This is a genomic window from Belliella marina (assembly GCF_042682445.1).
GTDB classification, from domain to species: Bacteria; Bacteroidota; Bacteroidia; order Cytophagales; family Cyclobacteriaceae; genus Belliella; species Belliella marina.
This window is the reverse complement of the sequence record NZ_JBHUHR010000022.1, coordinates 267,842-287,154: the sequence shown is the minus strand read 5'-3', so window position 1 is coordinate 287,154 and position 19,313 is coordinate 267,842. Positions and strand designations below refer to the sequence as shown.

Genomic DNA, 19,313 nt, shown 5'->3' with positions numbered 1-19,313 from the left:
CTTTTACAATAAGGATTCTTCAAATAACACCAACGGGATTAATATAAATGAAACAATCAAAAAATTCCAAATCCCATGGAACAGTACCCCATACCAAAAACCAAACTTGATCCTGATGTATGCCAACATCAATCCACCGATAAATTGAGGTGAAACTGCCAATAGAGTTAAAAGATGTGTTGCGAATGAAGGTTCATGCAATTCATAACTGAACACATGTACTAAAGAAAAAAAAATGGTTGTAGTGAAAATGGCTATTTTGGGTTTTAACACATATTTTTTATGAAAGGTAAAACATGTTAGTAAAAAAATCAAATAGGAAGTATAGACTAAAGTCTCAATCCATACAGCATTATCTAAAGACTTAACAATGACCATGATAAGTGAAATGAAAAATGGAAGAATTAATGCGTTTCTTTTTTTCGAAAGGGGCAATCGAAACTGAGATTCCTCTAACAAAGGAGCGACAACACTGCCCATAATCATAACAGCTATTGGGTTTTTTAAAAAGAATTCCAACCCATATTTATGATCTTCTTCAAAGTCTAAATTGAACAATTCAAAAAGCGAAAATAGAATAATTACCAGTATTACCTTCACAAACAAAATGAACCCAAACTCCCTTAATGTGAATTTTTCACTGGTCAATGAAGGGGTTTTGAGAAAACTGATGAACTGGCGAAAAGCATAAAGCATATTAGAAAAAAAATCAAGCATTTTACTTTTCTAATTTAGTAGACCGTTTCTTGAAAAAAGAAAGAAAGCTAAATAAAGGTAGACCAATAAATATTGCATATACCAATAAAGCTGAATTTTTGCTGGCAGGAAATGCTCCTAGAATCTTAACTTCACAATTGGGATCATGAAAATACAAAGTATGCAGGAATGCAAGTGACCAGAACAAAAAAACCAACATCGATAATATTAAAACAATTTTTCTCATCATAAAACACTAAACTTAAACATAACATCATTCAATTAATCAACGATTACAGATTTCTCGGCACTCGATCATACCACTTAAATATCCAAGTCCAGCTGAGATAAGGCAAATACCTAGCAAAGCCATCGAAATCCAAAAAACGTATTTTAGGTATTTCATATCAGAATATACCTGCCAAATGCTTCCCTAATTTTTCTCCGTAACTGAAGAAAACGTAAAACAAAGAACTTCCAGTCAATATACTCAGCACAATCAAAAGCTGAATTAGATACTTATTCGTCTTTTCCATAAACCGATTTTTTGTTAAAAAAGATTGTTAGTAGGGTGCACATACCACATTTTTTCAATTCTTTTTCTAAAATAACTAATTTTTTATTTCCCACCAATCTTTTTCATGCAAACCGGATTAGCTAGTATGCTGGCTTGCTGATTGATCATCAAACATATCTCTCGTCCCTATGGGACTTGTGGATAGCATGGCTACCCCCTTGTCATGGATTGAAATCCATGACTAATACATCCGTCGCTCCTACGGAGCTGATAGGGAACTCCCCTATTATCTGCCAATACACCACCTGCTTTCCAGTGCCAGCGGCACGACCGATATAGTAACGGTGGGTTTCAACCCACTGACCCAAGAAACCCGCAACTCGGTGAAAGTCCCGTAGGGACGGACGATATATAAGCAATAGCTATACTTCATGAAAATATATAGCTGGGATGACCAAAAGGGCATTGTAAACACCATGGAAAACAATGGCCCACTTCATGCCATAATTCAGTCTGACTTCAAATTACCCACCTCCCCTTTACATCAAACCAATACACAAGTACAAACCCTAAAACATAATAGATTAAATCCTTAAAATCAAAAGTCCCAACAAAACCGGGAAAAAAGTAGCAATAAATCTCTTGGCTAAGATAAGCGAATAATACCAACAATGAATTTTTTCTTGCTTGTGCTCTTGATTTACTTGGAGGTGTGAATATCAAATAAACTGCAATAATAGATACCAACCCAACACCGGAATCTGCCAACCCAAAATCAAAGAAACCAAGGCTATTTTGAAAAGGCCGGTAATGACTTGCTAGAATATATCCCAATAAATAAAGGACTATGATTTTAAAAAAATGTATTAATTGAGGTTTATGTATTACCATTTTGTTCACATAAATAAATTTGATATTTATCTATTAAAAAGATTGATGCTAATCCTTTTTCCAGAAAGGACAGCATCAACCTTTCTTCTAAATCAACCAGTAGGTCTAGCGTTAGGACCTAATAAAGCTGATTCGTGAGCTGAAGTTATCTTTCTAGAACTTAACCAACCAACAATGTAACCAGCACATTCAACGACCGCCTCTGTTAATTCAGTTAGACCCCCTCCATCGATTTGAAGCAATTCTTCTTTACTCAAATCATTAAAATTTTCAAAATTAATTTTTTCCATCTTCAGCTCCTTTTTCAAATCCTCTTTTAAATACTTCAATTGTTTCTCCTGTATTCATAGCCATATCTGTCAATATTGCAACCGCAAAAATTCCAGCAATAACCAGCCATCCCCCATCTACCTCCACCATCTCCTCAAAACTCAATTCTTTTAAATTTTCCATAATCTAAATAAATTTTCATTTTTTCCCAACCTTTTCCGGGCATCAGGTACTCCCAATCTCTCCCAAGCACATCGAATTAGCTAGCATGTTGATTTGCTGATTGATCATAAACCAAAGAAAAGATAGTTCCGTCTAAAATTTTAGACGTTGGAAAATAATTTGAAATTTTTCCAGCAGAAATACTTCGAACTTCATCTACCCCAAGAACCTTTAGAGAAAAAACCACAGATACTCCGTCACAATTCTCATAAACAAACGAATTTGACCGCTTTGAATACCTAATCTCAACCCCCTCATCCCTCAGTTCATCCAGCATCAAATACAACTTCGCCCTACTCACCCCCAATCTCTCCGCAAATTCCTCAGGACTTCCCGTCCGTTGCTCCCTTACCAGCTTGTTCAACAGCTGCAATCTCTCAATTTGTCTGATAAATTCCATGGTTTTTTTATTAAATTATTGGTTAATTAGTTTAATAGGTTAAAAGGTTAGAAAGTTATAGGGTTAGAAGGCTAGGGTTGCAATCCCCATTTTTAAACTTTTAAACTATTAACCCTTAAACTTTCATTATTGGTTAATTGGGTTAGAAAGTTGGAAGGTTAGAAGGTTAGGCTTTCAATTCCCTTTGCTAAACTTCTAAACTATAAATCCCACTCCCCCATTCATTATTCATCATACTTGGTACTTCGTACTCCATACATTGTACAGTCTCAAAGCACCAAAAGCTGTTTTCTGATCATCTGGTAATATTTCCCCTCCTTCATCAATAATTCCGCATGGGTACCTTCTTCGATCAGTTTTCCTTTGTCCAATACATACAATCTGTCAAATTCCTGTACTGCTGCCAGTCTGTGGGTTATGAAGATGATGGTCTTGCCCTCTGTGGAGAGCATTCGGATCGTTTGCTGTACAAACTGCTCCGAATCAGGATCTAGGGAAGCAGTGGCTTCATCCAAGATCAAGATCTCTGGATCTCTATACAGTGCCCTTGCGATGGCTACTCTCTGCTTTTGCCCTCCTGAGAGTGATGCCCCATTTTCTCCCAGATATGTCCCAAAACCATTGGGAAGGTTTTCTATAAAATCCATCATCCCGAGCTTGTTGCAAATACCGACGATCTTCTGCATATCAGGTTGGTAATCCCCCAAAGCCACATTTTCCAATACATTCCCTGCAAAAAGGTCTATACGCTGCGGCACCACGGAGACGATTTGCCTCAAACTGGCATTGTCTATAAATTTGATATCATGCTCCCCAATATGGATATTGCCTGATTGGAGTGGATAAAGATTCTGGAGCAGGGATACCAGGGTACTCTTGCCCGAGCCACTCTCCCCTACTACACCCGAGATTTTACCTTTCGGAAAAGTAAGGTTAAGGTCTTCAAAAACATTGGCTCTTGATCCATATCTGAATTTTACATTTTTGAAAATGATGTCTCCCACATTTTCCTTTTTGATGGGAAATGTATCGGCAGAACTCTCTACCTCCAAATCCATAATTTCAAAAAGCCTGTCTGCTGCTATCAATGCATTCTGAATGGTTTTGTTCATACCGATCAAGCTGGAAACGGGACCAGTCAGGTATCCTGTCAGGGCATAAAAAGACATCAGTTCGCCGGGTGTGATTTCATTTTTCAGGACATAGCCTGCACCTACCCAGAGAAGGATGATAGTAAAAAGCCTTGAGATTACTTCGGAAGAGGTTCCTGAGAAAATATTGTTCAAGCCAGATTGGTAAACTGTCCTCAGCAAGGAAACAAACCTTACCTCTGTTTTGATATTGGCGTGGTCTTCAGCCCCAAACCTTTTGATCGTACCCGCTGAAGTTATCGATTCTACAAGTTGGGACTCCAATTCTGCTGATTCTTCCATCAGTCTTCTTTCTATTTTCTTATTCAGCCTATTGGTAACCCAGTAAATAATCGCATAAAGTGGTATGACCAGCAACATCACCAAAGCCAATTTCCAATAAAAAGTAAACATCAACGCAAATGAAAATAGGACGATAAAGATATTTACCAGAAATCCAATGGATACATCATTGATAAAAGCACGGATTTTCACTGCATCATTGACCCTGGAGATGATTTCACCCACACGCATGGTATCAAAAAACCGTTGGGGCAAAGTGAGCAAATGCTTATAATAACCCAAAATCAACCGGGCATCGATCCGTTGGCCTACCTTGATGATAAACAAGGTTTTGAATACACCAATCACTATTTGCAACAAGAGCAAAACAATCATCACTACTGACAATAGATTCAGCAAGTTGGTATTTCTTCCGATAAAGACATGGTCTATGATCTTTTGTACATAGATAGAAGTAGACAATCCCAAAATGGTATAGATCACCGCCCCAACCAAAGATTGGACCATCACGCCCTTGTGCGGTCTGACCAAATACCAAAACCTACTCCATGTACTTACCTTCTGGCTAACCGCCTTAAATTCATCATTGGGCATCAGCAGGACCAATACCCCTGTCCACATTTCCTTAAAAGCATCTGGGTTGACCTTATGCATTTGCCCATCACCAGGATCCATGTACTCTACGGCCTTGTCATTCACTTTGTAAAGGACTACAAAATGGTGCAAGACTTTCTTCACGATCACATGGGCAATGACAGGCATGGGTACATCTTTCAATGCATCAAAATCACCTCTGACCCCTTTCGCCGAAAACCCCATCTTGGTAGCAGCTTCGATCAGCCCAAGGATATTTGTTCCTTTTTGGTCTGTAGATGCCATCTGACGGATTTTGGCCACAGGCATTTCCAATCTGTAAAAAGCAGCTACCGAAGCGAGGCATGCCGCACCACAATCCGTAATATCCCTTTGTTTGATTTTTATTCCCATTGTCGCAAAAAATTAAGTTAAACTTTGAACTTGAGGATTGAGCCAATTATCAACCTTGTCATATAATAATTGAAACAACGATCTCCGTGCAATAACAAACCTGGCATTGTAAGTCATCCCTTTTTTGACATGGCCCTCTTGCCCACTTGACAAAGTCAAAAATGGCCTATCCAATGCACAGGTAACCAAAAAACCAGCTTCCCCCTCATTGAGTAATGATAAGTCATCAGCTATGTCCACCACTTTTCCAGTAGCGATGCCCCATTGGTTGTAATTGTATGCATCGATCTGAAAACTCACCTTTTGCCCCTTCTCTATAAATGCAATATCTATTGGGGAGATGTAGGTTACTGCCAACAATGTGGTATCGGGAGAGATTTCCGCCAATTTTTGCTGGGGATGGACAAAGTCACCTTCATTAAGGTTCAATACATTGATCAAAGTCCCGTTGGTACCGGCAATGATTTTATATTGATCCATTTGTTCAGAAAAGACACTTTTTTGATTTAGCAAGCGAACCCTTTCATTTTGGTGGTTGACCAGTTCCTGCTCCCACAGATTCCTCTGCTGTTTCCTGATCAGATCGAGCTGTGATTTTGCCTGTTTGTATTGTACATCAGCTATATCATAATCTGCAAAAGCCAAGGCATTGCCATCAAATAGCGTTTGTGCTCTTTCAAAGTCCCTTTCCAACTTTTGGACTGCCGCATCCTGGTTGTTGAACTTGGTCTGGTATTCGAGCAAAGAGGCTTGATAGAACTTTGACCTCAAAGATACCGGCTCCATGCTGTAGCTCGAAAGATCCAATTGGAGAAGTTTGTTGAGATCATGGATAAATTCGTCCAAAACTGTCAATCTTTCTTCCAACCCCTGCATTTCCAGATTCAAAACCTCCCCCCTTACCACTGCCAGGATATCTCCTTTTTTGACCTTTTGGTTTTCTTTCAGATTCCATGTTTCCAATCTCCCACTTACAGAACTCATCAGGGAGTTTCGCTGCAAAGCTGACTGAAAAGTCCCCCTGGACTGCACTGCCACATCTACATAGATCAATGGGAGTGCGATGATTCCAGCCAATAAAACCCCAAGAAACAAAAGATAAATTGCCTTGGATTGCACACTGATACGGGAATCGTAAACCTCCACAGATTGCTCAATAATAGCCTGTGGAAAAACATCATTTTTCATAATCAAATAGTTGTTGTTAAAAAACCTGTAACCTCAATAATCAGAAACTAAATTTCTTTGGAACCAAAGAAAAATAAAACTTAACAACTCTACTAATTGACAATAGCCCTAACCTATATACTCGCATATTCTACCATTTAAATAATCTAAATACCATTTAATAAAAAATAAATACATTTTGTAAGTATAGTTTCGAAAATCTACAATTCCAAAACAGCCCTTAGTCAATGGACTAAAAACAACTTCCAATTGTATTTTTCAAAGAAACAAAACAAAATATAATTTTAAAGAGGAAACATAAAACATCCATGATAAAAATTTAATTTTTTGATTTCAATAATTTTAAAACATTCAATCTTTTTTTCTGTTTTTTAGAAATAAATACCAATCCTATTAAAAAATCCTCTTAAAAAAGTATTTTTTTTGCTTAGGAAGTTCAATAAGTAATTGGGATTTAAGCGTTGATTGCATCTACACTTTTCTATCAACGGAATCCGAAATTCCACTATTGATCCTTCGAAACAATTTAAAAATATTTTGGTGTAGTTTGAAACTACACCTAGACGATGTCCAGATTTCTGACCCTATAACCTAGCTAGATTGGTGTAAAGAGATTTCAGTGCTACTCCCCTCTGGAATCCTGGTCATTCCATTTTTCCACGAAGACAACAGGGCTAACGCCGCTTTCAGATGGCAATTCTAAATCCCTAAAAAATCTCTAAACACATGCTCAAATCAACCCTGAAATACCTGTCCCGAACATCGGGAAGTTACACAACCCAACAATGAAACCCAATGACAAGAAAGAAAACTCCCCCATCCTTCATGCCCTGAAATGGCCGAAGAATAATTGACTTAACCAGTTCAATCCCAGACAAATCTTTCATCGTATTCAACTTTGTGTTTTATGGGAGTGATCGGGTTATCTTTACCTTATAAGATCATTTTCATTCAATTGCCCATACAGGGCAACACTGATTATGGCAGCTTTATACGCAATGGGCTGCACCCATTGTTTTAAGCTTTTACCCTTTCAGGGCAATAATTAGCTAAAATATTCTGAAATCATATACCTTCTTAAAAGTAAATTGATTTTACTAAACTTTAATCTCGATTCCTTAAATTGGCACTATCTAAACAATAATACCCTATGAAATTTTTGAAAATCACTATATTTCTGTTGCTAGTAAGCAGCAATTTCCTTCAGGCAAAGACAGATACAATTGAAGTTTTTAGCAAAGCCATGAACAAATCCCTTAAAGCCACTGTGATCAAACCTGCGGGAATCGAGGGTTTGGACCATGAATTCCCTTCGGTGTACGTACTTCACGGAGCTTGGGGCAATTATCTGGATTGGCATAAGAATGTCAAAAAAAACAATTTGCTTCAAGAACTTGCCGATCTCTATCAAATCATCCTTGTCACACCGGGAGTTGCACCATTTTCTTATTACTATGACAGTCCTCTGATGGATTCCGTGCAGTACGAAACTTACATCAGCAAAGAATTGGTCCCGTATGTGGATGCAAATTTCCCAACGATCAAGGACAAAAATGCCCGGGCCATCACGGGACTCTCCATGGGTGGCCATGGTGCGATGATGATCGCAGCCAAGCATCCAGAACTGTTTTCTGCTGCCGGGTCGATGAGTGGGGTGATGAATATCGATGTACGTACTTGGGTAGGCAACGAAAGTACCCAAGAAGAACGTCGGAAGAGTCAACGGGAAATGCTGGGTGAAATTGAATATGATTATCCTTTTAGTCCCTATACAGCTGTAGGTTTGGTCAACCAAATGAAGCAAAATGGCATTGCACTTCTAATCGACTGTGGAGTGGATGATTTTCTGATCGAAACCAACAGACAGCTTCATCAATTGCTTCTCGAAAATGACACTCCCCACGAATACACAGAGCGTCCAGGAGCCCACACATGGGATTATTGGACAGATGCACTGCCTTTCCACATTTTGTTTATCAACCAGGTTTTTGAAAGAAATAAGATCAGATTGCATGATTGAACATAACATTTATAGTTGCTAGAAACTTTTCTAAAGTCCAAAACTTTGGAAAAGTTATTCCAAGCTTCCCAATTTCATTGTCAGCTATTTCCAAAACAAACTACCTCGAATATCATGGCCAAAAAACTCTACCTGCTACTTTTTGTGTTTTCTCTATCATCCCAATCATTTGCCCAAAATGAAATCCAACAATGGGAATCCTATGCCCAAAACACGGAGATCATCAGAGACCAATGGGGAATTCCGCACATCTATGGCAAGACAGATGCCGATGCTGTGTTTGGGATGATTTATGCCCAATGCGAAGACGATTTCAACCGGGTAGAAACGAACTTCATCAATGCCATGGGTAGAATGGCAGAGGTAGAAGGCATCTCGCAACTTTATACTGACTTGCGAATGAAGCTGTACATTGCCCCGGAAGTGGTCAAAAAAGAATACGAAAATAGCCCGCAATGGCTCAAAGATCTGATGGATGCTTGGGCAGCTGGTATCAACTATTATCTCCACACCCACCCAGAAGTACAACCTAAGCTTTTGGCAAAATTCGAACCTTGGATGGCCCTGACCTTTAGTGAGGGAAGTATAGGTGGTGATATAGAGACGATCTCACCCAATGGTTTGAAGGAATTTTATGGTGAAAAACCCCATGCTTATTTATCCTACTCCGAAAGGGACTGGGAAGAAGAACCCCGTGGATCCAATGGTTTTGCCATTGCTCCAAAGTTAGCACAAAATGGCAATGCACTTTTGATGATCAATCCACACACTTCTTTCTATTTCCGTCCAGAAGTACACATGGTCAGCGAAGAAGGCCTCAATGCTTATGGTGCTGTGACTTGGGGGCAATTTTTCGTCTATCAGGGGTTCAATGAATACAATGGCTGGATGCATACTTCCGCCAAAGCAGATGCCATAGACCATTTTGCGCTGACTGTAGAAAACCGAAAAGGAAAATACCACTATAAATTCGGGAATAAATGGAAGCCATTGACCGAGAAAAAAATCATTGTCAAATACAAAGATAATGATCAAATGCTTGAGCAGGAATTTTCAGCCTTTTATTCCCATCATGGCCCTGTGATTCGTGAAGAGGATGGAAAGTGGATTGCGATTGCCTTGATGGTAGAGCGGGAAAAAGCCCTCACCCAATCATACAGCAGAACCAAAACGAAGAACCATGCTGAGTTTCATGCCAATATGAATCTCAAAACAAACTCTTCGAACAGCACCGTGTATGCAGACAGGGATGGAACAATTGCCTATTACCACGGAAATTTCATCCCTGTGAGAGACCCGAAATTCGACTGGAGAAATGTTGTAGATGGCAGTAATCCCGCTACAGACTGGAAGGGCCTACATGAAGTGGAAGAAATGCTCTATATCAAAAACCCCGAAAATGGTTGGATTCAGCACTGTAATTCCGACCCTTTCAATGCATTGGGAAAAGACAGTCCCAGCCGGGATGACTATCCTCCTTACATCGCTTGGGATACCGAAAATGCCCGAGGGATCAATGCTGTCAGGATCCTTTCTGATATCAAGAATTTGACACTTGAAAAATTGATCTCTGATGTGGCTTATGAACCAACTTTGATGGCCTTCGAACCGATGATTCCTGCCTTGAAAAAGGCATTTGAAAACCTGTCTGAAAATGACCCACGAAAAGAAAAATTGAAAGAGCCTATGGGAGTATTGTCCAGTTGGGATCTGAAAACAGGTATCAATTCTGTGGGAACTTCCCTGGCTGTTTTTTGGGGAAATCAAATGATGGCAACGGGCAGAAGCATGGAAAAACCTTGGGACACCTATATTTTTGATTTTTTGGCTTCAGAAACAAGCGATGAACAAAAGCTAAGTGCTTTGGAAAAAGCATTGGAAAGATTGACCGAAGACTTTGGGACATGGAATACACCATGGGGAGAAATCAACCGATTCCAGCGTGTGACCAATGAAATCCAGGGGAAGTTTTATGATGAGTTGCCAAGCTTACCAGTTGGATACAATTCTTCCCTATGGGGATCTCTTGCTGCATATGGCAGCAGGGCTTATCCAAATACAAAAAAATGGTACGGGAATGTCGGCAACAGCTTTGTGGCCGCTGTAGAATTCGGTGAGAAAGTCAAAGCCAAGTCACTCCTAGCAGGTGGCCAGAGTGGAAACCCATTCTCTCCACATTTTGTAGATCAGGCAGAAATCTACAGTAAAGGAGAGTTTAAGGACGTGAACTATTACAAAGAAGATGTTTTGAAAAATGCGAGGGTGGTTTATAAACCTGGAAGATAATTAGAAAAACCTTCACTCTTAACCTCATAAAAAAAATCAACCATGGCCTGTGTCCATACAGGCCATGCTATTTTTATTCCAACCCACCCCATGGCCTGTGTCCCACAGGCCATATCATACCATTTTCATTTAACAATAAACTAGCCTCTCAAGGCCATCTATTCGGAACTGTGTGAAAATTCAACATCCCATTGGCTGCTTCTATCACTCCTGGCTGCTTTTGAACCAAACAACAAAGATCCATTACCCTCAACAAAATCAGCAAAAGATAGTTTTCCTGCTTCCAAAAAATTTAGCAAGCTCATATAAAGTTTTGTATCTTGGGGATAATCAAAATCCAAGCCATGAAAATATTAGTTCCTACCGACTTTTCCGATAATGCAAACAATGCACTCTCATTCGCCAAAAAAATCAGCGAGGATAGAAATGATGTACAGATTACATTGATTTTTGCATACTATGCCGTGTATGATTTTGCTGCGCATGCTATAGAAATCATCGACAGCATTGAGACCGATGCCAAAAAAGCCATGGAAAAAGCAGTGACCAAATCACAAAGTGAAGGGATAAAGATAGATTATCAAATTGTACAGGGGACAGTTGCGACTTCAGTAACATCAAAAGCCTATAGAGAAGATTATGATTTGATTGTAATGGGAACCCATGGGGCTTCTAGATTCAAAAAGAATTTATTTGGATCCAACACTGGCCATGTCATCAAAGACAGCCAAGTCCCTGTCTTGGCGATTCCGGCCCATTCGAGCTGGGAAATGGTAAAGGAGATTATTGTCGGCATAGAGCTTGACGACAGAGAAAAGTCCTTTTACAAAAAACTGATTGGTTTGACTTTCCCATTAGGTTTTCCTTACCATTTTGTAAACCTGAAATTGGAAAGCGCAACTGAAGAAAAGATTTCCCTAAGAGATTTTGAACTACTCTTTAAAGAATTGTTTCCTGAAGTTGTCTTTACCGCAAGCCGACAAAACGCAAAAAGTATCATAGAAGGAATCAATTTCCAATTAAAGGAAAAACCAAATAGCATGTTGGTCATGTTTTACAAGAAAAAATCCTTTTTCGAGTACTTGTTCAACGCCAGCGATTCATTGGAAATGGCCTATCATAGCTCTGTTCCATTGTTGGTATTGAAGTGACAACTTCTTACATTCTTTTCAGTAACCAATTCAATATATCATCCATTATTTTTTCTTTTTCAGGCTCGTTCAACAATTCATGGTACAAATCAGGGTACCGGATATAGGTCTTATCTTCCACCGCAACTTTTCTAAACAGCATTTCACTGCCCTCTGGATTGGTGAGTTGATCACCTGTACCATGCAGCAGCAATACAGGCAGCTTAAATCTATCCAGCCCCAACGCTATCTCGCGCATCATGCGAAGCAGTTCATAGCCAGTCCGAGCTGGAATTGCATCTGAATAAATCAAAGGATCCTCATTATATTTCCTTACTTCCTGTGGATCATGCGAGATCATATCGCTATCCAGCTTCTTTGCCTTCAACTTTGGTGCTAATTTGCTAACCAATCCAGAGATGGAAATCAATATTTTCGATAAGCTTTCCGAAGGCTTGAGTGCTGCTGCACTGAGTATTACACCTGATAACTCAGGTTGGTAATCGATGATGTATTTGGCAACCAACCCACCACCCATACTATGACCAAATACAAAAGCGGGAACACCTTTGCAGTAGGATTTCACCTTACCCATCAAAGCATCGATATCCTTGAGGTAATCCCCATAATTGGAAAAGTAAGCTGTCGGTTTGGGCAGAGAAGATTTTCCATGCCCCCGACCGTCAAAAGTAAATACCGCAATATCCTTCTGTACCAACTTTTCGGCAAAATGCTTGTACCTACTGCTATGTTCTCCCAGTCCATGCACCACCAACAACACGGCTTTTGGGGTTTCAGGCATCCACGCTTGGAGGTAAAGCTCCTTATTGTCATGCGTCGTATAACTAGTCTCTAAGTGCTTCATTTGTATTGTAGATTTTAGATTGTAGAGTTAAGATTGTAGAAGAATGATATTGAATGTCACGTACTGAATTTGCTTGACTCTTTTTTATATCTAATTGGACAAAATTCAACCTCCCTATTCAGGACAGGCTCTTCAAGCTTTGTTGTCACGTCCTGAAAATAGTTGACACTATTTCTATTGATTTATCTATAATTCCGATAACTATTCAATTGCCCTTTCAGGGCAAACATTCAACTGAATTCTTTTTGACATCGGGTCATGACCCGATGCTTGGATCATAAGCCCTTTCAGGGCATGTTCTCGTCTCTCGCTTCTTGTATCTTGTTTCTAGTTTCTTATCTCCCATATCTCAAGGTATCCACTTCACATCTTTGAAATTCGGCTTTCTCTTTTCCAAAAATGCATTCCTTCCTTCTTTAGCTTCATCGGTCATATAGGCCAACCTGGTAGCTTCTCCGGCAAATACCTGCTGCCCAACCATGCCATCATCAGTCAAGTTGAATGCAAATTTCAGCATTTTGATGGAAGTAGGTGATTTGGCAAGGATTTCCTGTGCCCATTCATATGCTGTATCCTCCAATTCTCCGTGGGGGATCACTGCATTGACCATACCCATTTCGTAGGCTTCTTGGGCTGAATAATTTCTCCCCAAGAAAAATATCTCTCTGGCTTTCTTTTGGCCCACCATCTTTGCCAAATAGGCTGAACCATATCCACCATCAAAACTTGTCACATCAGCATCTGTTTGCTTGAATATCGCATGCTCCTTGCTTGCCAAAGTCAAGTCACACACTACGTGCAGCGAATGTCCCCCTCCTACTGCCCAGCCTGGTACTACCGCTATGACAACCTTTGGCATAAACCGGATCAACCTTTGAACTTCAAGAATGTTCAATCTATGGTATCCATCCTCACCTACATAACCTTGATGGCCTCTGGCACGCTGATCTCCACCAGAGCAAAAAGCATATCCCCCATCCTTGGGAGAAGGCCCTTCACCCGAAAGCAAGACAACTCCAATGGAGGTATCTTCCATGGCATCATAGAAAGCATCATACAATTCACTGGTTGTTTTTGGACGAAATGCATTTCTGACTTCGGGTCTATTGAAGGCAATCCGTGCGACACCATCGCATTTTTTATAAGTTATATCTTCGTATTCCTTTGCGGTTTTCCAGTTGATAGTCATATTTCGTTTTTTTTACAATCTAAATTAAATAATGAGTAAAACATAGCATCTGATCAACGTTACATCTAACTTACGTTGTTGGTCGTTTTATTTTTGAAACCATTCCATCTATATGTTCAAATAAATGTGGTTTGATTGGATTCCACATTGGATCAAGTATGAAATCTATCCCTTCTCTTCTTGCCAACTTTGATGCTGGGATAAAATCGCTATCGCCTGAGACTAGAATAATTTGATCTACTTGGTGTTTCAAAGACATGGATGCAATATCAAGCCCTATCTTTATATCAACCCTCTTTTGTGACAGGTCGAACTGTACATCATCTTCTGTTAAATCTTCAATAATCAATTTTTTTGTCAACAATTCCTTAGTTATCGAAGGTCTAATTATCCAACGCCTTCTATCTTCCAAAACACCTAGACGTAAAGCAATCTTTCTTTTCTTTTTAAGCTCCTCTAAAAAATCTAATTGAAATTTGTATTGGTCTGTTTTTGAGAAGTCAATAGATTTACCTGAAACAGGATTATGTTGCTTCTTATCATATGGTAGGCAATCATAATAAAAAATTCGATATAGGTCGAAAGTCTCGCTTTTAGCTTGGGTCAAATGTTTTAGACACATTTCCCAAAGATCATTTGCTGTTCTTACAGGATCAAGATTTTTAACTCTATTAATTGAACGGTATCTCTTTAGAAAAAAGCCTCCATCCACTAAAATTGCGGTTCTCTTTTTCATATTCGAGTAAAATAAAAAAAGCTCTAAGGTCGGCATCCTCTCTATGGTATAGAAAATTGAGAATACGTTGCTAAGAGCACTATTATTAACAAATATACATATCCAATTCTAATATTACAATATTATGCGAACTGATTTTTGGACAAAAACACTCTTTAGTCAAGAATCATATATATATGGCTTGCTTGAATTTTGTGGAATTTTGATAAAGGCATTACCTTGCACTCTGGAAAAATATGGGAAAATTAATCTTCAAAGATCAAATTTATACTTTTGGACAAATCCAAGCTGGTGAGTGGCAGGAAAACGATCCATACATTGTCCAAAGCCTAACCTTTTGTAAAGATTGGCTAAATGGCAAACAGGAGTTTGATATGCAAACTTCAGGCTCTACAGGCCTGCCAAAAAAACTAACACTCTACCGATCCCAAATGGAGATATCTGCAGCAGCAACAAAAGCATTTTTCAAGATAGAGAAAGGAGTGAGTTTGTTGGTTTGTATCAATACCGAGATGATTGGTGGCAAAATGATGCTTGTAAGGGGATTATGCTGGCATGCAGACATACACCTCTGCTTACTTGAATCCAACCCATTTAACCAAATATCTCCCAAACTGAATATTGGATTTTGTGCAATGGTGCCATTGCAAGTGGAAGCTTGTCTTGCCGAGGATTTTTCTTCCAAAATATTATCCAAAATTGGGGTTTTGATTATTGGTGGCGCTCCTGCTTCTGATTCATTGATGCAAAAAATAAAATCCAATGGGATAAATGCCTTTCAGACATATGGCATGACAGAGACAGTTTCGCACATCGCTTTGGCAAAAATAGATGGCCAAGAATTGCGCTACCAAACCTTACCGAATGTAACAATAGGTACTGACGAGGAAAAGAGGCTTTGGATAGAAGCTCCGATGGCGAAAGAAAAAAGACTTCAAACCAATGATTTGGTCGAAATAGTTGGAGACGGAATATTCAGGTGGATTGGAAGAGCTGATTTCACGATCAATTCCGGAGGGATAAAAATCCAAGCTGAATTACTGGAAGCTGAAATAAGCAAATATGTCGCTTCTGTTTTCGGAAACATTGCCTATTTTCTTTTTGGCCAGGAAGATGAAAAACTGGGGCAAAAAATGGTGCTCTTTTTGGAAACATCAGCCTCACAAAAACATCAGGCGCAAAAATTGCTCGGTATTCTGAAGGACAAAATGAAGAAGTATCATTCCCCAAAGGAAGTATTTCTCATTGAAGAATTTGTAAAAACAACTTCCGGAAAAATCAACAGAACCAAAACTGCCCAACTATGCTTTTGAATATATTCTTTTCATTTCTATTGATGTTGGTTGCAAGTCCTGATCAAAACAGCAAAAATGAATTGACACTCAAGGTAGAAAACATTAAAAACCCAGATGGCGTAATCAGGGTTTTGGTGTTTAAGGGGCAGGAAGGGTTTCCTGACCAGCCTGAATATGCCATCCAAAATGCCTCTATCAAAATCACCAACAATTCAGCAGTCCATACTTTCAGGAATCTTCCAGACGGAACCTACGCCATTTCACTTTTTCATGACAGCCGAAACACCGGGAAACTAAGGACAAATGCACTTGGGATCCCAAAAGATGGCTACGGTTTTTCCAATAATGCTATGGGAATGATAGGTCCTCCCAGCTTTGAAAAAGCGGCCTTCACGCTTTCCAAAGAAGCAAAGCATATTACAATAAAGTTGAAGTAGAATTGGAAAACAGTATTCTGAACGGATATCCCATAAGGCTTTTATGGAAAATTAAGACTAAGTATATTCAACTAACATATCTTAACGTTCCAATGATTTTTCAATATGTTAGTTTTGAGAATGAAAAATCAGCTATACATAATTTTATTAGTAGGATTGGTAGCTTGTTCAAAAGACAATAACAAAATCCAATCAACATCCATTGATTATGAATTAGTAATCACAGATTCTATCCAAGTCAATCACCTTCAGCAATTGACATTGGTAGATATCGAAGATGGAAGGATCTTAGCAAAAAACCAAGCTACATCAACCTATGTGATTTTTGATGAAAAAGGAAATATCAATTCACAAATAGAACTAAAGACTGATGGTCCAAATGCGATAAACATGTCCTATTCAGAAGGTTTTTTTGAGGGGAAATTTACAATAATGGACAGAAAAAAAGGAATTATTCAATTTTCGGATGAGGGAAATATCATCAAAAATTTCACCATACTTGAAGATTATATTTATTTAAACCCCTTCAATAAACCCATATTTACTATAGGCGACAAATTAGCTTACTACCGACCAGAAAGAGATATGAGTGATTGGGAAAAACCGGAAGAATTCTATAGAAGAATTTACAACTTACCTATACTTGAAGTACTAGATCCTAAAACAAATGAAACCAAATTGAAAATGGAAATCCCTGAAACTTCTGTGTACAAAGACGGGGATTTCCATTTTGTATTTTATCCACAAATCGTTAAAAGAGGGAAAATTTGGTATTTGTTTCTGATGGCTGAAATGAAGTTTTATGTCTATGAAGAAAAAGGAGAAGAATTGATTTTTAAAGAAAGCGTCAGTCTTAATTTTAAAGATCAAATCCCTTTCCCCAGTGCCAGCATGAAAAATCCCTACGAATTGTTTTCAAAGCTTGATAAGGTTGTCAGTTCGATGATAGAGCAACTATATGCTTTTGATGATAAAATAATTTTGATCTATAGAAAGGGCGCTGGAGAAAATATTGTTCAAAACTATGACAAAGAGAATCAATCAGAATGGGAAGATTTTTTTCAATCCCTTCCAAAATATGCTGCGGTTTTTGATTCAGAATACAAATTACTCCAAGACAATATTGAATTGCCTTCGGGAACATTATCAACCCCAATTCTTACGCAAGATGGACATATACTTGTACACAAAAACCAAAGACTATTGGGAGAAGAAGATTGGAACACTTATTACAAATTGAAATTGACTGAAAAAAGGGAAGTAAACTGATTTCAAAATACCATGCTTGATAACCAAAAATCATCATAACAAGAAAGAGGCTATTTCATCAATCGAAACAGCCTCTTTTAACTTTTGATTTCCAGAATCAATCAACTCTTATAAAAATCCCGGACAAAAGCCAGCAGCTGGTTGTCTGTCATTTTATCAGCATTTTGAACTGATATCCACTTTTTCTTAAAAGCTTTATTCTCTGCTATCCGATTCTTGAACTGATCTTTGGCTGTGCCAGGACCAAACAAAAGGACATCCTCAAACTTGCCAATTTTATCCTCAAGCATCTTATAATATTCGTTCAGCTCATTTTGTGCGATGTTATTTTTGCGGTATTCATTGTTGGAGAGTACAGAAGGGTTTGGAGAAAAACGGGCCGTATCACTTTCCTCACCATCTTCCCTCTTTATTCTTTCATGTGGGGAGATAAGCGATTCTATGAATGTTGCCTCACCATCTTGATATCCAATAAAATGTGCTTTAGACTGATCAAGCCATACTCCAACGGATTTATAATTCATCTTTTCCATAGTTAGATTAGTTTACAATTAGAACGAATTAATATAAACATTTCTTATTATTATTCAAAAATTAATATACCCATAGACTGAAACACCTGAATGCTAAAGCTTTCCCTACTTCATCCAATGTGAATCTTCCCTGAATTTAGGTATTCTTATCCAAAATTCAGAATTTGTTGAAAATAGGCATAAATTTGCATCAATGGACGAATCACAAGCTACAAGAGTCAACAAATACCTTAGTGAAGTAGGGTTTTGCTCAAGAAGAGGTGCCGACAAACTGATAGAGCAGGGTAAAGTTACGATCAACGGCAAGATTCCTGAAATGGGGACCAAAGTCATTCCGGGAGATGAAGTGCGTGTAGATGGGAAATTGATCAGTCCCCCAAAAGATGATTTTGTCTATATTGCCTTCAATAAACCTGTCGGGATCGTCTGTACTACCGATATCAAAGCCGAAAAAGACAATATAATTGAATACATCAACCATCCTAAAAGGATATTCCCTATTGGTAGGTTGGACAAACCAAGCGAGGGGTTGATATTGCTGACGAGTGACGGAGACATTGTCAACAAAATCCTCAGGGCTGGGAACAATCATGAAAAAGAGTATATTGTAACAGTCAACAAACCAATAACCTTTGATTTTTTGGAAAAAATGGCAAATGGAATCCCCATCTTGGATACTGTAACCAAAGAATGCAAGGTGAGAAAAATTGGCAAAAACAAGTTCAATATCATCTTGACACAAGGCCTCAATAGACAAATCCGCAGAATGTGTGAGTATTTGGGATTTGAAGTCACAAGGTTGAAAAGAGTAAGAATCATGAATATTCAGCTGGATGTTCCACTTGGGGAATGGAGGGATTTGAGTACGCATGAAATGGAAGAAATCAGGGGAATGTTAGCCAATTCGTCGAAAACATTTCAGATGTGAGACTAAAGACACAAGATATGA

18 protein-coding genes are annotated in these 19,313 nt (G+C 38.7%); 7 read left to right on the top strand and 11 right to left on the bottom strand.

Going from position 1 to position 19,313, the window contains the following annotated elements:
- Positions 1-3: 3 nt before the first annotated feature.
- The 7 genes from ACFSKL_RS08510 to ACFSKL_RS08480 all read right to left on the bottom strand — a co-directional run bounded on the left by ACFSKL_RS08510 (position 4) and on the right by ACFSKL_RS08480 (position 6,604).
- Positions 4-600, bottom strand: coding sequence for a CPBP family glutamic-type intramembrane protease (locus ACFSKL_RS08510; protein ID WP_376885330.1), 597 nt, complete (start codon positions 598-600; stop codon positions 4-6).
- Between the two features lie 503 nt (positions 601-1,103).
- Complete coding sequence (locus ACFSKL_RS08505; RefSeq protein WP_376885329.1) at positions 1,104-1,232, bottom strand: hypothetical protein; 129 nt, start codon at positions 1,230-1,232, stop codon at positions 1,104-1,106.
- Positions 1,233-2,196: 964 nt separating this feature from the next.
- Entirely contained in the window at positions 2,197-2,394 is a 198-nt protein-coding gene (locus tag ACFSKL_RS08500) for a hypothetical protein (RefSeq protein WP_376885327.1), read from the bottom strand.
- Positions 2,381-2,557, bottom strand: coding sequence for a hypothetical protein (locus tag ACFSKL_RS08495; protein ID WP_376885325.1), 177 nt, complete (start codon positions 2,555-2,557; stop codon positions 2,381-2,383). The genes ACFSKL_RS08500 and ACFSKL_RS08495 overlap by 14 nt, the downstream gene beginning before the upstream one ends.
- Before the next feature lie 76 nt (positions 2,558-2,633).
- The gene (locus ACFSKL_RS08490) at positions 2,634-2,996 is read right to left on the bottom strand and encodes a DNA-binding protein (RefSeq protein WP_376885323.1); all 363 of its coding nucleotides are present in this window, start codon (positions 2,994-2,996) and stop codon (positions 2,634-2,636) included.
- A 269-nt stretch (positions 2,997-3,265) separates the two neighbouring features.
- Positions 3,266-5,416: a peptidase domain-containing ABC transporter gene (locus ACFSKL_RS08485; RefSeq protein ID WP_376885321.1), complete on the bottom strand. Its 2,151-nt coding sequence runs from the start codon at positions 5,414-5,416 to the stop codon at positions 3,266-3,268.
- Between the two features lie 12 nt (positions 5,417-5,428).
- Positions 5,429-6,604, bottom strand: coding sequence for an HlyD family secretion protein (locus ACFSKL_RS08480; RefSeq protein ID WP_376885319.1), 1,176 nt, complete (start codon positions 6,602-6,604; stop codon positions 5,429-5,431).
- 1,150 nt (positions 6,605-7,754) lie between these two features.
- On the opposite strand from ACFSKL_RS08480, the gene ACFSKL_RS08475 reads away from it, so the two are divergent.
- The 3 genes from ACFSKL_RS08475 to ACFSKL_RS08465 all read left to right on the top strand — a co-directional run bounded on the left by ACFSKL_RS08475 (position 7,755) and on the right by ACFSKL_RS08465 (position 12,061).
- A complete protein-coding gene (locus ACFSKL_RS08475) occupies positions 7,755-8,624 on the top strand; it encodes an alpha/beta hydrolase (protein WP_376885317.1) in 870 nt (289 codons plus the stop codon).
- Positions 8,625-8,738: 114 nt separating this feature from the next.
- Entirely contained in the window at positions 8,739-10,910 is a 2,172-nt protein-coding gene (locus ACFSKL_RS08470) for a penicillin acylase family protein (protein WP_376885314.1), read from the top strand.
- Between the two features lie 344 nt (positions 10,911-11,254).
- Entirely contained in the window at positions 11,255-12,061 is an 807-nt protein-coding gene (locus ACFSKL_RS08465; protein ID WP_376885312.1) for a universal stress protein, read from the top strand.
- 7 nt (positions 12,062-12,068) lie between these two features.
- On the opposite strand, the gene ACFSKL_RS08460 is transcribed toward ACFSKL_RS08465, so the two are convergent.
- The 3 genes from ACFSKL_RS08460 to ACFSKL_RS08450 all read right to left on the bottom strand — a co-directional run bounded on the left by ACFSKL_RS08460 (position 12,069) and on the right by ACFSKL_RS08450 (position 14,830).
- Positions 12,069-12,905, bottom strand: coding sequence for an alpha/beta hydrolase (locus ACFSKL_RS08460; protein ID WP_376885310.1), 837 nt, complete (start codon positions 12,903-12,905; stop codon positions 12,069-12,071).
- Positions 12,906-13,254: 349 nt separating this feature from the next.
- On the bottom strand, positions 13,255-14,094 hold the full coding sequence (locus tag ACFSKL_RS08455) for a 1,4-dihydroxy-2-naphthoyl-CoA synthase (RefSeq protein ID WP_376885308.1): 840 nt from the start codon (positions 14,092-14,094) through the stop codon (positions 13,255-13,257).
- Positions 14,095-14,164: 70 nt separating this feature from the next.
- A complete protein-coding gene (locus tag ACFSKL_RS08450) occupies positions 14,165-14,830 on the bottom strand; it encodes an NYN domain-containing protein (RefSeq protein WP_376885306.1) in 666 nt (221 codons plus the stop codon).
- Between the two features lie 236 nt (positions 14,831-15,066).
- On the opposite strand from ACFSKL_RS08450, the gene ACFSKL_RS08445 reads away from it, so the two are divergent.
- The 3 genes from ACFSKL_RS08445 to ACFSKL_RS08435 all read left to right on the top strand — a co-directional run bounded on the left by ACFSKL_RS08445 (position 15,067) and on the right by ACFSKL_RS08435 (position 17,831).
- The gene (locus ACFSKL_RS08445) at positions 15,067-16,143 is read left to right on the top strand and encodes an AMP-binding protein (protein ID WP_376885304.1); all 1,077 of its coding nucleotides are present in this window, start codon (positions 15,067-15,069) and stop codon (positions 16,141-16,143) included.
- Positions 16,134-16,562: a DUF2141 domain-containing protein gene (locus ACFSKL_RS08440; RefSeq protein ID WP_376885303.1), complete on the top strand. Its 429-nt coding sequence runs from the start codon at positions 16,134-16,136 to the stop codon at positions 16,560-16,562. Before ACFSKL_RS08445 ends, ACFSKL_RS08440 begins: the two co-directional genes overlap by 10 nt.
- Positions 16,563-16,682: 120 nt before the next feature.
- Positions 16,683-17,831 carry a hypothetical protein gene (locus tag ACFSKL_RS08435; protein ID WP_376885301.1) on the top strand — a complete coding sequence of 383 codons (1,149 nt, stop codon included), beginning with the start codon at positions 16,683-16,685 and terminating at the stop codon, positions 17,829-17,831.
- Between the two features lie 101 nt (positions 17,832-17,932).
- On the opposite strand, the gene ACFSKL_RS08430 is transcribed toward ACFSKL_RS08435, so the two are convergent.
- Complete coding sequence (locus tag ACFSKL_RS08430) at positions 17,933-18,364, bottom strand: hypothetical protein (RefSeq protein WP_376885299.1); 432 nt, start codon at positions 18,362-18,364, stop codon at positions 17,933-17,935.
- A 193-nt stretch (positions 18,365-18,557) separates the two neighbouring features.
- Between ACFSKL_RS08430 and rluF the strand changes: the two genes are divergently transcribed.
- The gene (gene rluF, locus ACFSKL_RS08425) at positions 18,558-19,292 is read left to right on the top strand and encodes a 23S rRNA pseudouridine(2604) synthase RluF (protein ID WP_376885297.1); all 735 of its coding nucleotides are present in this window, start codon (positions 18,558-18,560) and stop codon (positions 19,290-19,292) included.
- Positions 19,293-19,313: the final 21 nt, after the last annotated feature.

Coding starts and splice junctions, on each gene's coding strand:
- ACFSKL_RS08505 (WP_376885329.1), bottom strand. CDS start 1,232: ATGGAAAAGACGAATAAGTATCTAATTCAGCTTTTGATTGTGCTGAGT.
- ACFSKL_RS08500 (WP_376885327.1), bottom strand. CDS start 2,394: ATGGAAAAAATTAATTTTGAAAATTTTAATGATTTGAGTAAAGAAGAA.
- ACFSKL_RS08495 (WP_376885325.1), bottom strand. CDS start 2,557: ATGGAAAATTTAAAAGAATTGAGTTTTGAGGAGATGGTGGAGGTAGAT.
- ACFSKL_RS08490 (WP_376885323.1), bottom strand. CDS start 2,996: ATGGAATTTATCAGACAAATTGAGAGATTGCAGCTGTTGAACAAGCTG.
- ACFSKL_RS08485 (WP_376885321.1), bottom strand. CDS start 5,416: ATGGGAATAAAAATCAAACAAAGGGATATTACGGATTGTGGTGCGGCA.
- ACFSKL_RS08480 (WP_376885319.1), bottom strand. CDS start 6,604: ATGAAAAATGATGTTTTTCCACAGGCTATTATTGAGCAATCTGTGGAG.
- ACFSKL_RS08475 (WP_376885317.1), top strand. CDS start 7,755: ATGAAATTTTTGAAAATCACTATATTTCTGTTGCTAGTAAGCAGCAAT.
- ACFSKL_RS08470 (WP_376885314.1), top strand. CDS start 8,739: ATGGCCAAAAAACTCTACCTGCTACTTTTTGTGTTTTCTCTATCATCC.
- ACFSKL_RS08465 (WP_376885312.1), top strand. CDS start 11,255: ATGAAAATATTAGTTCCTACCGACTTTTCCGATAATGCAAACAATGCA.
- ACFSKL_RS08460 (WP_376885310.1), bottom strand. CDS start 12,905: ATGAAGCACTTAGAGACTAGTTATACGACGCATGACAATAAGGAGCTT.
- ACFSKL_RS08455 (WP_376885308.1), bottom strand. CDS start 14,094: ATGACTATCAACTGGAAAACCGCAAAGGAATACGAAGATATAACTTAT.
- ACFSKL_RS08450 (WP_376885306.1), bottom strand. CDS start 14,830: ATGAAAAAGAGAACCGCAATTTTAGTGGATGGAGGCTTTTTTCTAAAG.
- ACFSKL_RS08445 (WP_376885304.1), top strand. CDS start 15,067: ATGGGAAAATTAATCTTCAAAGATCAAATTTATACTTTTGGACAAATC.
- ACFSKL_RS08440 (WP_376885303.1), top strand. CDS start 16,134: ATGCTTTTGAATATATTCTTTTCATTTCTATTGATGTTGGTTGCAAGT.
- ACFSKL_RS08435 (WP_376885301.1), top strand. CDS start 16,683: ATGAAAAATCAGCTATACATAATTTTATTAGTAGGATTGGTAGCTTGT.
- ACFSKL_RS08430 (WP_376885299.1), bottom strand. CDS start 18,364: ATGGAAAAGATGAATTATAAATCCGTTGGAGTATGGCTTGATCAGTCT.
- rluF (WP_376885297.1), top strand. CDS start 18,558: ATGGACGAATCACAAGCTACAAGAGTCAACAAATACCTTAGTGAAGTA.